This window comes from Ferrimonas gelatinilytica (assembly GCF_039544205.1).
Lineage (GTDB): Bacteria > Pseudomonadota > Gammaproteobacteria > Enterobacterales > Shewanellaceae > Ferrimonas > Ferrimonas gelatinilytica.
Map to the genome: position 1 here is coordinate 397,141 of NZ_BAABLF010000005.1, position 14,656 is coordinate 411,796.

The 14,656-nt window shown below is 59.0% G+C and carries 13 protein-coding genes; 8 read left to right on the forward strand and 5 right to left on the reverse strand.

Annotated features, from left to right (window positions below):
• Positions 1 to 2: 2 nt before the first annotated feature.
• A complete protein-coding gene (locus ABD997_RS04130) occupies positions 3 to 1,148 on the forward strand; it encodes a M14 family metallopeptidase (protein WP_345315748.1) in 1,146 nt (381 codons plus the stop codon).
• 133 nt (positions 1,149 to 1,281) lie between these two features.
• Here the strand turns inward: ABD997_RS04130 and hinT are convergent, their stop codons facing one another.
• Positions 1,282 to 1,635 (reverse strand): purine nucleoside phosphoramidase, encoded by a 354-nt coding sequence (gene hinT, locus ABD997_RS04135; protein ID WP_345315749.1) that lies wholly within the window; start codon positions 1,633 to 1,635, stop codon positions 1,282 to 1,284.
• A gap of 172 nt (positions 1,636 to 1,807) precedes the next feature.
• Between hinT and ABD997_RS04140 the strand changes: the two genes are divergently transcribed.
• Positions 1,808 to 3,568 carry a M61 family metallopeptidase gene (locus ABD997_RS04140; RefSeq protein ID WP_345315750.1) on the forward strand — a complete coding sequence of 587 codons (1,761 nt, stop codon included), beginning with the start codon at positions 1,808 to 1,810 and terminating at the stop codon, positions 3,566 to 3,568.
• Between the two features lie 71 nt (positions 3,569 to 3,639).
• Positions 3,640 to 3,819 carry a hypothetical protein gene (locus ABD997_RS04145; protein WP_345315751.1) on the forward strand — a complete coding sequence of 60 codons (180 nt, stop codon included), beginning with the start codon at positions 3,640 to 3,642 and terminating at the stop codon, positions 3,817 to 3,819.
• A 605-nt stretch (positions 3,820 to 4,424) separates the two neighbouring features.
• Here the strand turns inward: ABD997_RS04145 and can are convergent.
• Positions 4,425 to 5,066, reverse strand: a complete 642-nt coding sequence (gene can, locus ABD997_RS04150) for a carbonate dehydratase (RefSeq protein WP_345315752.1) — start codon at positions 5,064 to 5,066, stop codon at positions 4,425 to 4,427.
• 88 nt (positions 5,067 to 5,154) lie between these two features.
• A complete protein-coding gene (locus tag ABD997_RS04155; RefSeq protein WP_345315753.1) occupies positions 5,155 to 7,314 on the reverse strand; it encodes a diguanylate cyclase in 2,160 nt (719 codons plus the stop codon).
• 148 nt (positions 7,315 to 7,462) lie between these two features.
• Between ABD997_RS04155 and ABD997_RS04160 the strand changes: the two genes are divergently transcribed.
• The gene (locus ABD997_RS04160; protein ID WP_345315754.1) at positions 7,463 to 7,846 is read left to right on the forward strand and encodes a GNAT family N-acetyltransferase; all 384 of its coding nucleotides are present in this window, start codon (positions 7,463 to 7,465) and stop codon (positions 7,844 to 7,846) included.
• Between the two features lie 24 nt (positions 7,847 to 7,870).
• Here ABD997_RS04160 and pdxH read toward each other — a convergent pair whose 3' ends face one another.
• A complete protein-coding gene (pdxH, locus tag ABD997_RS04165; RefSeq protein ID WP_345315755.1) occupies positions 7,871 to 8,509 on the reverse strand; it encodes a pyridoxamine 5'-phosphate oxidase in 639 nt (212 codons plus the stop codon).
• 274 nt (positions 8,510 to 8,783) lie between these two features.
• On the opposite strand from pdxH, the gene ABD997_RS04170 reads away from it, so the two are divergent.
• The 3 genes from ABD997_RS04170 (at position 8,784) to ABD997_RS04180 (ending at position 13,075) form a co-directional block, all read left to right on the forward strand.
• Positions 8,784 to 9,680, forward strand: coding sequence for a DMT family transporter (locus ABD997_RS04170; protein ID WP_345315756.1), 897 nt, complete (start codon positions 8,784 to 8,786; stop codon positions 9,678 to 9,680).
• A gap of 200 nt (positions 9,681 to 9,880) precedes the next feature.
• Positions 9,881 to 11,944: a M13 family metallopeptidase gene (locus tag ABD997_RS04175; protein ID WP_345315757.1), complete on the forward strand. Its 2,064-nt coding sequence runs from the start codon at positions 9,881 to 9,883 to the stop codon at positions 11,942 to 11,944.
• Between the two features lie 255 nt (positions 11,945 to 12,199).
• Positions 12,200 to 13,075, forward strand: a complete 876-nt coding sequence (locus ABD997_RS04180; RefSeq protein WP_345315758.1) for an MliC family protein — start codon at positions 12,200 to 12,202, stop codon at positions 13,073 to 13,075.
• On the opposite strand, the gene ABD997_RS04185 is transcribed toward ABD997_RS04180, so the two are convergent.
• On the reverse strand, positions 13,072 to 13,626 hold the full coding sequence (locus ABD997_RS04185; RefSeq protein WP_345315759.1) for a lipocalin family protein: 555 nt from the start codon (positions 13,624 to 13,626) through the stop codon (positions 13,072 to 13,074). The genes ABD997_RS04180 and ABD997_RS04185 overlap by 4 nt on opposite strands.
• Before the next feature lie 180 nt (positions 13,627 to 13,806).
• Between ABD997_RS04185 and ABD997_RS04190 the strand changes: the two genes are divergently transcribed.
• The gene (locus ABD997_RS04190; RefSeq protein ID WP_345315760.1) at positions 13,807 to 14,646 is read left to right on the forward strand and encodes an endonuclease/exonuclease/phosphatase family protein; all 840 of its coding nucleotides are present in this window, start codon (positions 13,807 to 13,809) and stop codon (positions 14,644 to 14,646) included.
• Positions 14,647 to 14,656: the final 10 nt, after the last annotated feature.

Genomic DNA, 14,656 nt, shown 5'->3' on the forward strand with positions numbered 1-14,656 from the left:
CCATGATCCAGACCCGCCAGCTTGCGGTGGCCCAACACCCCACCGGCGTTGAGCTGACTATCCCGGTGATCACCGTCGATGCCGGGGTGCCCGGCCCCAGTGTCTACATCCAGGCCAACCTCCACGGTGCGGAGGTCCAGGGCAACGCGGTGATCCATCACCTGCTGGAGGCACTCTCGCTCCACCCACCCGCAGGCCGTATCACCCTGGTGCCACTGGCCAACCCGCTGGGGATCAACCACAAAAACGGGGAGTTCACCCTGGGTCGCTTCGATCCCGTCACCGGCAACAACTGGAACCGGCAGTACCATTTTTGCGGTGACGACATCGCCGATTTCGTTGCAACAGAGATCGACAGTGACGAGGACCGGATTAAAGCCGCCTTCCGCGACAAGCTCAAGGCCCAGTTACGCCATCGACTCGAGGATCCCTGGGGGCTGCCGGTGGGACAACACCTGGCGCTGCGGCTCCAGCAGTTGAGCCTGGACGCCGATATTGTCCTAGATCTTCACACCGGCCCGGTCTCCGGTCGCCACCTCTATGTCCCGAAGTATGCCCGGGAGCGGGCCCGCGCCTTCAATATTCCCCTCAATATTCTGATGGGCAGCGAGTTTGGCGGCGCCCTGGATGAGGCCACCTTCAGTCCCTGGTGGCAGCTGTCCGAAGCCTTTGCCGCACTGGGTCGACAGGTGCCCGTTTGGGTGGACGGCTTTACCCTGGAGCTGGGTTCACAGGAGCAACTGGATCTCACGGCCGCCAAACGGGATGCATTGGGGATCCTCAACTACCTGCAGCACAGCCACCAAAGCGCCCCCTGGGGCCCGCTGTGGTCGCTTCCTCAGTGGCAAATAGAACCCGTCCCGCTTCATGCCTGTGAACTGGTAGATTACCGTGCCTATTACAGCCCCCGCGGTGGTCAGGTAGAGTACCTGGCGAAGCCTGAGCAGCCACTGGCAGCGGGCGCCCCCCTTGCTCGCCTGTGGCATTTTGACCGACTAGGTGCATCGGAGTCTGAGCAGCACGATCACCCCCTGAGCGAGACCCTCTCCCTGCCCTGTGACGCCATTCCGGTACTGCACTTTGCCTCCGCCAGCGTCCAGCAGGGCACCGAACTGTACAAGGTGCTGACCAACACCTTCCCGCTTTGAACAGCTGTGAGCCGATGGCCAGAACCCGCGAACCCCGTGGCAGTAGCGGGTGCGGAGCCTACATAGTGACGCCATCACGAAAAAGGGGCGACAACCAAACGGATGTCGCCCCTCAACACTGAACCACACGCCTTCAGGAGACGCTGAGCATGGGTCCCAGGGGCTTGCCGCCGAGCAGATGCATATGGATGTGGTACACCTCCTGGCCGCCGTGGCGATTGCAGTTGATGATGAGGCGGTAGCCATCCTCGTCGATCCCCCGCTGCTTGGCTAAGGTGGCCGCCACGGTGATCATGCGTCCCAGGGCGGCTTCATCCGCTTCGGTGACGTCGTTGACGGTGGCGATCACCATGTTGGGCACGATAAGTACATGATGGGGCGCACGGGGATTGATGTCATTGAAGGCGGTCACCAGTTCATCCTGGTAGACGATATCGGCGGGGATCTCCTTGCGGATGATCTTGCTAAACAAGGTTTCTTCAGCCATCGGCAACTCCGGTTTCGTTGGGCCTGAGGGGGTGGTGACCAGTATACGAGTGTTTGAGCGTTAAGAAAAAACCGTTTGGGGCAAACGGATTCACTGGCGGCTGCGTGGCTGACAATAGGGTAACACTGCCTCTACAATCGGTAACCCTAACCCGTCACAGAGTGCTTTACGGATGATCCACTACCAGATCCAGCCCCAGGACCCCCTGGCCCACCTCTTCGCCGTCTCCCTGCGCGTACCACAGGCGCAACAGGGGCAACGCTTCAGCCTTCCCGCCTGGCTCCCGGGCAGCTATATGGTGCGTGACTTTGCCCGCCACCTCATCGGACTGCACGCCCGGGATGGGGCCGGCAACCCGGTTGCCCTGACCCAGTTGGACAAGCAAACCTGGCAAGCCCAGGATCATGACGGTGTGCTGGAGTTGAACTACCAGGTCTATGCCTGGGATCTCTCCGTTCGAGGCGCCCACCTGGATCAAACCCATGGCTTCTTCAACGGCAGCAGCACCTTCCTCGCCGTTGAGGGACAGGAGCAGCAGCCGGTTAGTGTCGACATTTTGGCGCCGGAAGGGGCGGCTTACAAGGACTGGCGCGTCGCCACGGCGATGACCGAAGCGGGGGCACAACGCTACGGCTTTGGCCGCTACCGTGCCCATAACTACGACGAGTTGATCGACCACCCGGTGGAGATGGGTACCTTCACCCTGGCCCGATTCGAAGCCGCCGGTGTGCCCCATGATCTCGTTCTTACCGGTCGGCACCTGGCGGACACCGACCGGATCTGCGCCGACCTCAAGAAGATCTGCGAAGCCCAAATCGCCCTTTTCGGTGGCAAAGCGCCTTTCGAACGCTACCTCTTCATGACTCAGGTGGTCGGCGAGGGGTTTGGTGGCCTGGAGCACCGCGCCTCCACGGCGCTGGTCTGTGGCCGCGGTGATCTGCCCTCCGTCACCGAGCCACAGATGAGCGACGGCTATCGAACCTTCCTGTCACTCTGCAGCCACGAGTATTTCCATAACTGGAACGTCAAAAGGATCAAGCCCGCGGCGTTCCTTCCCTACCAGTTGCAGGAGGAAAGCTACACCCGCCAGCTTTGGGCGTACGAGGGGATCACCTCCTACTACGATGACTATTTTGTTTACCGAGCGGGCTGTGTGGATGAAGCCACCTACCTGACCATGCTCAGCGAGGGGATGACCCGGGTCACCAGGGGGCGCGGGCGTTTTAAGCAGACCCTGAGAGACTCCAGTTTCAACGCCTGGACCAAGTTCTACAAACAGGATGAGAATGCCCAAAACGCCATCGTCAGCTACTACACCAAAGGGGCGATGTTTGCCCTGCTGCTGGACCTGACTTTGCGTATAGAAACCCAGGGGCGCCACAGCCTCGATTGCGTCATGCAGCGCCTCTGGCAAGAGTATGGTGAGGCCGGGATCGGTACCGACGATCAGAGCCACCAGAGGATCGTTGCCGAACTGCTCGGCCGCGATGTCTCCGACCTGTTCGCCTACCTGGACAACACCGAGGATCTGCCACTGGCGGAACGACTCGAACAGATCGGGGTGACCCTCACCCTGCGCGCGGCCGCAGGGCAAAACGACAAGGGCGGTGTCCGTGATACCACCCATGGCACGACGTTGGGTGCACGTTACAAGGCTGCACCGCAGGGCGTGACCATCATCAGCGTCGCCGAGGGCGGCCCAGCACACAGGGCGGGACTGGCTGCCGGCGATAACCTGATCGCCCTCGATGGGCTGCAGGTGGGAAGCAACCCCGATGCCTTTATTGAGCGCTACGGCCCGGGTCAAGAGCTTACCGCCCACTGGTTCCGCCGTGACGAATTATTGACGGGGAAACTTGCGCTTAGCGAACCTGCGAAGGATACTGTGGCTATCCACGTGCACAACAGGGAAGGAAGTCGCCTGTGGTTATGATGAAATCAGAGACTCCAGTCGTTAACCGGCAGAGAAGCAGTAATATCGTCAGGGGTCCGGGAGGTAGTAATATGGCAACACATCACTCCGAGTTGGCCAGCTTGTTGCACAAGCACTTCAATGATGCGGACTCCATCGCAGAACTGCGCGAACGGTTAAGGGACGCCGAAGAGGAGCTGCACGCCGTCTTCGCCGATGAGCTCTCCCGCCATGTCAAAGAGGAAGAGCTGTCACACCGCAAACAGGCCTGAGCGTTGGCCCGTGCTCCGCAACCCGTGACACACCCTCTAACCAGCAAGGCCAACCCCTCGGGATTGGCCTTTGTTCATTCTGGGCTTAACGACATTTGAAAAACTTCACCCTGTCATCATGAACATGGGAATGGCCACGCATCACCCCTAACGGAAAGAATCAAACTGATACAAGGGGTCCATCACGCCACCATTACCCGCTGCGACCAAGCCCGATCAGCCACCTTCTACAAACAAGAGCCTGGTCCTCACCATCCTGACCAAGCAGCCTTAGCCGCATCGTAACGCCCATAACATCGACCTGGACGGGCAGGATGGCAGCCAAATCGAGCGTTTCATCTTTCCCGATGCGTGCCAACGCGCCAGTCATCCGGCAGCCTATGGACTTCGCCACATTACGTTTCGTTTCAGTATGGGGATCTCGTCGCAGCCCTTGACTGGCTGCGCGCCCAGGACTGGAAGTGGCGCTTGTACGGTGGGATCCGGACACGGGAAAGCGCTTAACGCTTCTTTCGACCCCGATAGGTTGCCACCTGAGCAGAATAACCAGGCGGGGCCCCAACCACACTGGCGAAAGCAGGCGCAACTACGATGATGTTGGACGCTCAATCCAGGCTTAAGATCGCCCGGTTCGCGGTGTTGGCCAGCGGGGTATCCGCATCGATACGCATCTTCAGATCCTTGAGCAGGCCATCAGCCACATCGTAGATCCAGCCATGGACCGTCAGCGGTTGGGAACGGCTCCAGGCATCCCGCACCGTGGTGGTCTGACAGGTGTTGATCACCTGGGCAATAACGTTAAGCTCACAAAGACGGCGAAATCGCACGGGTTCCGGCAAGGTTTCCAGTGCCGTTCGATGAGCGTCGTAGACATCCCTGACATGCCGAACCCAGTTCCCCGCCAAGCCAATCGGCAGGTTATCCAGCGCCGCTTTCACCCCACCACAGCCGTAGTGGCCCACCACCATGATATGACGCACCTTAAGGTGCTCAACCGCGTACTGGATCACCGACAGCGCATTGAGATCCGAGTGCACCACCACATTGGCAATATTGCGGTGGACGAACACCTCCCCGGGGGCCAGATCAACAATTTGATTGGCCGGAACCCGGCTGTCAGAGCAACCGATCCAGAGAAACTCCGGCGTCTGCTGCAGGGCCAACTCTGAGAAAAACGCCGGATTCTGTTTAGTGATCTCTTGCGCCCAGGCCCGGTTACGCTCAAACAGTTGATCGATTTTTGACATGTCAGTCTCTTACTACAGGGGTTCGCAGAGTGTACCCCAGCTTTGCCCCTGGCGGTGATTGTCCCTGCTTGACCGTAAGACCGTTCGCTCAACTTCTCGTCAAAGAAGGAGTAAGGCTCTTGAATATCATCCTGTTGCGTCCCTCTTGCTTGGCCCTGTAGAGACAGCGGTCCGCTTCAGATAACCAGTCTGCCAGGGTGGGACTGAAGGAGGCCGGTGCCAACACGGCCCCAAGGCTAACGGTGATCGTCAACGGCTGCCCGGTCGAGGTTGTCGCCATCGGTTGCTCCGCGACCGTGCTGACCAGCGTCGCCAGCAAGTTTCGGGCGTCCCGCTCCCCCAGCCCCGGCAGCAGCAACACAAACTCTTCGCCGCCGAAGCGGGACAGAAGGTCATTGTGTCGGCCAAACTGAGCCTGCATCAGGGCCACCAGACGTTGCAGGCATTCGTCGCCCACCAAGTGGCCGTAGGTGTCATTAACCTGCTTAAAATGGTCGATATCCAGCATCACCATCAGCAGGGCGTGATCGCCTCTGATACACCACTGTCGGATCGACTCGAAGTTTTCCACGAAGTAGCGCCGGTTATAGGCTCCAGTCAACCCGTCGCGGCTGGCCAGGATGGCCAGTTTTCGATTGGCTTCCGCCAGCTCCTCGGTGCGCGCCATCACTTGGGCTTCCAGCTCATCCTGGTGTGCCCAAAGCGCTGACCGGTGTATCGCCATCTGCTTCTGCAGCTGCAAGATCTCCCGGGCTGACCCCTGAGGCAGTCGACGCAGGGGACGGCGCTCCGCCTCCGGCTGCTCAACATCTTTCGCCAGAACCTCCAGGGGAAGGGTCAGGTAGCGGCTTTGGTGGGCAGCGAGCGCCACCGCAAGCAGTAAGGCAACCACCATCACCGCCGTACCCACGCCAAATTGCGATTCCGCCTGTTTTACCAGCGGCAGATAGGGCACCACCAGGTTCAGAGTCCAGCCGCTCTCCAGTTCCCGTTGATGGCGCAGATAATCGGTGAAGGTGCCAAACGCACTCTCGAGCCGGATCAAGGAGGGGTCACCGAGTTCGACCGGGCGCAAGGTAGACCAGCCAGGTCGACTTAAAGGGGCAAGGCCCAACGAAGCGGAGGCTACGACGATCCGACCGGTCTTATCCTGCAACACCCATTCGAAGGGCAGTTGTTGCGCCAATTGCTGGTTTAACGCCGACAGATCCAGTGCCCCTTCAACTGTCCCCACAACCTCGCCCGCTTCGCTGAACCTGGGTGCACTGACAGTGACGATGGGCGCTCGGCCAAAAACCCGATCTCGTATCACGTCGGAAAGATAAGGCTTAGAGGTCGCCATCACTGCCTTGAAGTCGGGCCAAGCAGAGACATTTATGCTGCGATAGGCCGCAAGCCGTCTCGGCGGAGACGCACCAAGCACCTGCCCCTCGGAGTCGGTGATAAACAGGCTGGCAAATCCCGGGTAGGAGCGATGCAGGGCAGCCAGATCAGCCTGCGCATCCTCGCCAGAATGGGAAAACCAGCGGCCCGCCAGCATCAGGGCCCCCTTGTGACGTTCAAGATAATCTTCCAACTGTCGGGCAGCCCCTTTGCCGACGGCACTCAACTGGGCGTAGTGCATTACTTTCTGCGTCGCCATCAGTTGACGATTGTGGGCCAGGAGCATCACCATCAGGGTTACACTGAGCAGGGCAACCATAGCGTGAACCTGTTTCTGCCGGAAGGTACGCACCAGGACTGGCTGCTGCCGGATCCTTTTGAGCCAGCCTTTGGGGATCCCCATCAACAGCAGACTGGCAAAGGCGCTGTAAAGCACCCCATTAAACCCCTGCTTCCAGATGGTGAACCAGCCGTACTCCTGAGGCAGATCGACCCATTGAAAGATGGCGATGGCGGTGATCGGCATCCCGAAAAAAATCCAGTAAACGATATCGGCGTAAAGCAGATACCAACCTCGTTTGCGCAGCAGGGCGAGGCACACCGCCTCCAAACCGAAAATCAGGTAGGCGATGCTGACGTCCCAGGTTAAGTGGAGACCCGTCACCGCCAGAGCCGCCGTCCATAGTACCCAGGGCAGCCCCAACCGGCTGGCGCAAAGCAGAATCACCATGTTACCCAGTATCAACTGGAGGTTTGCGAACAACGGGATGGGGTAAAGGTTAAGAAAGAAGCCTACCGCGCCCAGCGTCGAGGCAAAGGCGGCTCGCTGCAGCACCGGCCTCACGGTCATCTTTCCGGGCATCATCAGTGACATCCTGTCTTAAAGAATTCGTTACACTGCTCAACACTTTAACACTATGACAACAGGAGTGAACCCTTAAGTCGCGGCCCTCGATCTGTTGACCCTCAATCGCCGCTCACCTAAACCTACTGGGATCGAGGGAGGAACTCCGATGCAGCTGCGTCAAGCCACTATGCGTGATCTCCCCGCCATCCTGGCGTTATGGCCACAGCAAGGGGTGTGCGGCCAAGAACCCCTGCACCCTTATATTGCCAGCCGTGGCCGTACCTATGTCATTGTTAACGGACGCAACTTGATCGGCTTTGTATGCATCAGCCGCGTCGATGCCCGTATCGTTGCGCTCTGTGTCGCGCTTCCCTATCGCCGTTGCGGCTTGGGTCGGGCCCTGTTGATGCGCGCCCAGCACTATCTGCACTGGTTGGGTGCCCGCACGGTTCGGCTATCACCGGCGCCGGACAGCCAAGCCTTCTATCGTGCTCTGGGCTGGCAACCCATGTCCCACTGCACGCATCAATGGTGTCGGCGCCTAAAGTAATCCCCCTTCGCGCGCCTCAGCGTCTTAGGGGGCAAGGCGGTCGTGACGCCATCCCTTGCCGGTTCGCTGGTAGAGAAAGCGGTCATGCAGCCGCCGGGCACCGCCCTGCCAGAACTCCAAACTGTTCGGTTCGATACGATAGCCCCCCCAGAAATCCGGCAGAGGCACCTCACCATTGGCAAACTTCTCCTTCATCTTCATGAAGCTCGACTCCAGCACGCTGCGGGCCGAGAGCTTATGGCTCTGGGGAGAGGCCCAGGCCCCCAGTTGGCTATCTCTCGGGCGAGAGGCAAAATATTTGAGTACTTCACTGGTCGAAAGACGGGTGGCACGACCGGTGATGGCAACCTGACGTTCCAGATCCTGCCAGGGAAACAGCATGCTGACTTTCTGGTTGTGGGCGATCTGCTCGGCCTTGCGACTGCCCAGATTGGTATAAAAAACAAAGCCCCGCTCATCGACCTGCTTTAACAGTACGATACGCTGAAACGGCTGCCCATCGCTGTCTACGGTCGCCAGGGAGAAGGCGGTGGGATCCTTCAATCCAGCCTCTTTCGCCTGTTCAATCCAGCGCTCAAACAGCTCCATCGGGCTCTCAGGCAGATCTTTGCTGTGCAGGCCACCGCGCAGGTATTCTCGTCGAATATCAGTCAAATCTCGCACAAAAACTCTCCTTAAATCAGGGGTGTCATAGTTTACCTTATCAGCGGCCCCACCCCACGGGTTGGGTGGACGAAACCGTTCAATAGCCGGCGACGCCCTGGTTGAGATCGGCGCCAACACGACCGGAACAGTAGGAAGCACAGGGAAGCCCTGCGGTCACTGTCATTCTTTCAGACATAGGCTCCCTAAATCGGCTAAGACACTATACAATGCGCGCCGCTCACCGACGTCGCTCGGATTCAACCTCTATCCATTTTGCTGTAGGAATCCCACAATGCCCGCCATCGTCTTCCCCCTGATCGCCGTTGTTATCTGGGCAGGTAACAACCTTGTGGGCAAACTCTCGGTGGACGTCATCTCCCCGGCGGCGATCGCCTTCTACCGCTGGTTGCTGGCGGCGATACTGCTGACCCCCTTTATGCTGCCATCGGTGTGGAAATTGCGACACTTTGTGCTTAGAAACCTTTTCAAGTTCAGCCTATTAGCAATACTTGGTGTGGTGGCCTTTCAAAGCCTTGGCTACGTGGCCGCCGCTTCCACCTCCGCGACTCACATGGGTCTTATCGGTGCTACGGTGCCACTGCTGACGCTGCTGATAAGCCTTATTGTCCTGCGCGAAGCGCCCACACTCGGCGCGATGCTGGGCGCTGCCCTCTCCTTTATCGGCCTGGCGATACTGCTCTCAGGGGGCCACCTCTCCAACCTCACCCGAGACGGGATCAATCAGGGTGACCTCCTGATGCTTATCGGTGCTACCGCCTATGCCCTTTACGGGGTGTTGATCCGCCACTGGCAGATACCGATGAGCGTTTGGCAGTCACTCTACGTTCAGATCTTGCTGGGTTTGCTCTGGCTAATGCCGGCAGTGCTCATGAGCCCATCGATGGCCATAAGTGAGTCAGCACTGCCCCTGGTGCTCTACGCCGGTATTGCCTCTTCTGTCGTCGCGCCATTTTGCTGGATGAGCGGGATCCAGAAGCTCGGCGCCAGCAATAACGCCATCTTCATGAACCTGATCCCCCTGTTTACCACCGCCAGTGCGGTGGCCATTCTGGGGGAGAAGCTCCACTCAGGCCACCTGGTCGGCGGCCTGCTGATCATCAGCGGCGTCATGCTCTCCCAGTGGCTGCGGCAGCCCCTGAGACTGTTTACCCGGCGCCCGACCGCCTGAGCTCTGCCCCGCCCGGAGAGGCAGTTGTGCTTGGGCCTTTAAGAGGCCCAATTTTGGCCGCTCAAGAGTGTGCCCTCACCGCAGTATTTCCCGCAGACAAACTCTTTTACACCTAAAGGCCCGAGGGGCTTTGACCCCCTGTTAACGGATGGTTAGTATCGCGATGGACCTTTTCCGATCAAAACCATAGGGATAATTGGATGAAAAAGTTTGTGTATGGTGGCTTGTGTGCCTCCGCGCTGATCCTGGCCGCCTGCCAGAGCGGAACCGACACCCAGCCGACCGCCAGCGCGGCCGCGGTTAAGCAGGCCCTCACCTCCGGTATCGACCTGGAAAATTTCGATACCAGCGTTCGCCCCCAGGATGACTTCTACACCTACGTCAACGGAACCTGGCTGAAAGAGACCCAGATCCCGGCGGATCGTACCAATACCGGTGCCTTCTACGATCTGCGTATCAAGGCCCAGGAAGACGTCCAAGCGATCATCGCCGAACTGGCAGAAACCGAGGGGCTCAAGCCCGGCAGCGACGAGCAGAAAGTCGCAGCGCTCTACCAGTCGATGATGGATGTCGATACGGTGAACGCCCTGGGCGTCAAACCGCTTCAGGGCGAGTTTGAGAAGATCGCTGGCCTTGAGAACCACGCCGATGTGGCCGCCTACTTCGCCCATGCACAGATGATTGGCGTCAACTCGCCGTTCGTTTTCTATGTTTCCGTCGATGCCAAGAACTCCAGCGCCTACGCCGGACACCTTTGGCAGACCGGCCTCTCCCTGCCGGATCGCGATTACTACTTTGACGAAGGTGAGCGCTTCGCCAAAATGCGCGCCGACTTCGTTAAACACATCGCCACCATGTACGAATTGGCCGGACTGGAAGGGGCCGACAGCGCCGCCAACACCATTCTGGAGATGGAAACCGCACTGGCGAAGCATCAATGGACCAAGGTCGAGACCCGCGACAGCGAAAAGCGTTACAACAAGTTCGCCACCTCTGAACTCAATACCCTGGCCGACGATTTTGACTGGGGCGCCTTCCTGGGCACCCTGGGGGCCGAGGAGCTGGACAACATCATCGTCAACCAGCCCAGCTACATCGAGGGTTTCAACGATCTGTTCAGCCAGTACAGTGTTGACCAGTGGCAGACCTACCTGACTTGGCAGGTCCTCACCTCCTTCGCCAGCCAACTTAGCGAACCGCTGGACGAAGAGAATTTCGATTTCTTTGCCCGCAAACTGAACGGCCAGGAGCAGCAGCAGGCTCGCTGGAAGCGCGCTGTTGACAAGGTCAACGGCGATTTGGGTGAGGTGGTCGGCAAGGTCTACGTCAAGAAGCACTTCTCACCGGAAGCCAAGGCCCGCATGGGCGAGTTGGTTGAGAACCTGCGCAAAGCTTACGCTCAGTCTATCGATGAACTGGACTGGATGGGTGAAGAGACCAAGAAGAAAGCCAAGGTTAAGCTGGCCGCCTTCACGCCGAAAATCGGTTACCCGGACAAGTGGAAGGATTACTCCAGCCTGACCGTTAAAGCCGATGATCTGGTGGGTAACTCCATGCGTGCTGCCCAGTGGGCGCACGAGGAGCAGATGTCCAAGCTGGGCGGCCCCATCCGTAAGTGGGAGTGGTTTATGAACCCGCAAACGGTTAATGCCTACTACAACCCCACCATGAACGAGATCGTGTTCCCTGCCGCCATCCTGCAGCCGCCGTTCTTCAACATGGAAGCGGACGATGCCGTGAACTATGGCGGTATCGGTGCGGTCATTGGCCATGAGATGGGTCACGGTTTCGACGACCAGGGCTCACGCTATGATGCTGAAGGTAACCTGGTGAACTGGTGGACCGAAGAGGATCTGATGGCGTTCCAGCGCCGTGGTCGCAAGCTGATCAAGCAGTACAGCGAGTACAAGGTGTTCGACGACCTCTCGGTCAACGGCCAACTGACCCTGGGCGAGAACATCGGGGATCTTTCCGGTGCTACCATCGGCTATAAGGCCTACCAGCTGGCGCTGGACGGCGAAGAAGCCCCGGTGATCGACGGCCTGACCGGCGACGAGCGTTTCTTCATCGGCTTCACCCAGATCTGGCGTGCCAAGTACAAAGAGGAAGCACTGCGTAACCGGGTACGCACGGATCCGCACTCCCCCTCCCACTTCCGTGCTAACGGCCCGCTGGGCAACATGCCGGAGTTTTACCAGACCTACGATCTGAAACCCTCGGATGCGATGTACATCCCGGAGGAGGATCGCGTTAAGATCTGGTAACAGGGTATCAGCGAACCACGCAAAAAGGGCATGCCAGTCGGCATGCCCTTTCTCCTCCCGAATTCGCTCTCAGCCCGCTTTATCGAGGAAACGCTCCGGCCTCTTCCGAAACCCCAACTGCCTTTAACCCCACACTCACCAAGCTAAGCGCCGGAGACGGTCGCGCATGGGGCCTATCGCGATTTCTCAACAGCAGAGAAGTCCCGCTTCATCTACATTCTGAGCCATCAGCTTCGAAAACCTTAAGGCGTGCCGATGCACCAACGCTCCATTTTGCCCATCCTCTGTGTCGTGATCTCCCTGTTTCCTATCACCCTGCAGGCCGCGCAGGGGGAAACACCCTGTTCCGGGAATTGGCAACGATACGTTGAAGCCAACCTGCCCAGTGGTGATGGCGCCGGACACGGGCCGGATCTTGGCTCTGTCGAGTGGCAGTCGGTGATCGAGTTTCATCTTGGGGTGAGGGGCGATGGATCACTGCCGTCAAAGGAGAGCGAGGCCTGGTGTCACTACATCGACCGGGCACTGACCGAAGCGCTCTACCCGGACAACGCCACGGCTCCTGGCCCCGCCTTTGACTGTGGGACAGTCGAAACAGGCAGCATCGAGGCGATGATCTGCCAATCTCCTGCCTTGGCGGCACAGGACCGTACCCTCAACAACCTCTATCATGCGGCGCGCAACAAGGCGCACAATGAACATCCTCCCCGCCTGGCAGCCGAGCAGCGCGGGTGGATCAAGGGGCGTGACGCCTGTTGGAAAAGTAACGACCCGACGGACTGCGTGACCCGGAGTTACCGGCGCCGTACAGCGGAACTGCAGGCCCACTACCGCCTGGTCCCTTTCGGGGCACCGCATCGTTTCCTCTGCGCCGACAATGACGCCGATGAGGTGATCATCACCCACTTTGATACCCAGCCCCCCACCCTGATAGCGGAGCGCGGCGACCAGGTTTCCCTGATGTTTCATCAGCCCAGCGCCAGTGGCAGTCACTACCAGGGGCGCAACGAAAGCTTCTGGGAGCACTCAAGTCCAGATCCGCACAGCCCGACGGAAGCGACGGTGACCTGGGGCTACGAGGCCAAGCCGATGCGCTGTCGCCGGGATATGAGCGTTAACTCCGGGTTCTAACCCTTGGGTGATGTGGCGGTAGGAGCTTTATCCAGCCAGATCAACTCCCCCGTGGCAAAGCCCAGTTCGTCAGCACGTTCAATGAAGCGGGCCTTCACCTCGTCGGACACCTCCGGCATGCGGGCCAGCAACCAGAGATAATCGGTACTGTTGCCGGAGATAAAGGCGTACTGGTAGTCAGGATCCAGCTCAAACACCGCATAGCTGCCGTAGAAGGGGCCGAAAAAAGAGACTTTCAGATGGCCGATATCCGGTTCCGCGACGAAATAGGCCTTCCCCTGTGCCTCCTCCCACTGCCCGGTTCCGCTGTCAAACCCGCGATTGATGACGGTGATCCCACCATCTTCCCGTAGCCGGTATTCCGCAGTGACCGGCGCAAGGCCCCGCTCGAAGCTGTGATCCAGTCGCGCAATTTCATGCCAGGTTCCCAGGTAGCGCTCCAGTTCGAACCCACTGACGGGCTCCACCTTCTCCGGTAACCCGGTACAGCCTCCGAGTCCCAGAAACAGCGCGATGGCCGCTCCCTGCCCCATTTTTTTTACCCAGTCCATCCCATCCTCTCTGCCAAGTTGTTCTTATTCATCATGGCTAAGCTACGACAGAACAGGCAAAAAGATCACATCCAAAGGGTTCCCGGCGATGGTTCAGGGGCCCATCAGGCGCCGCATCGGGTTTGCTCCGGGGCCTGCAGGAGCGTAATCTGGCTTCAAAGAACCCTTATCTGGTGTACCGTGGTAAAACGTGTTCTGCGCTGGGGCCTGTTCCTGGCGATCCCCCTCCTATCGGCGCTGCAGATGACCGAGCTGCCGCAGCCAGTCATCGAGGCGCAAACCTACCAGCTGGGTCACTACCAGCATCAGGTGATCGACGGCGATCGCCTGGTGCTGCTCAACTGGAACATCCATAAGGAGCTGAATGCGGCCGGGTGGCGTGCGGATTTGGCCCAGATCCAACAGGATCACCAACCCACGCTGATCACTCTGCAGGAAGCCAACCTGGATATCTCCGATCCTAACCTCCCGCTGCCGGCGGGTTTTGGCCTGGAGTTTGCCGCAAACCTGGTTCTGAATGACAGTGAACATGCTGGTGTAGCCACCGCCAGCCGGGAGGCTCCGAGTGCCAGCCAGGCGGTATTCTCCTCCGTCACTGAGCCACTGTTGGCAAGTCCCAAGTTGTTCCTACTGTCCGAGTACCCCCTGGCCGGGCGCAAAGAGACCTTGCTGGTGGCAAATATCCACGCCATTAACTTTGTCGATAAGGAAGATTACGGCACCCAATTGGGGCAGTTGAGCATGGCGATCAGCGCGCACGACGGGCCGCTGCTGGTGGTGGGGGACTTTAACAGTTGGAACCCGACGCGCCTTACCCATTTGGCGCAGTTGATGGCACAGCATCAGCTGCAACCGGTTCCCTTCCCCAACCCGGTTTCCAGCTTTATGGGTAATCCTCTTGACCACGTGTTCTTCAGTCGTCACTTTGAACTGACCGCGGCGGACACTCTTGATCGTTACGACAGCTCTGACCATCTTCCTCTGCTCGTCGACCTGAAGCTGATGCCCGAAGTGCAATAAATCGCGATAC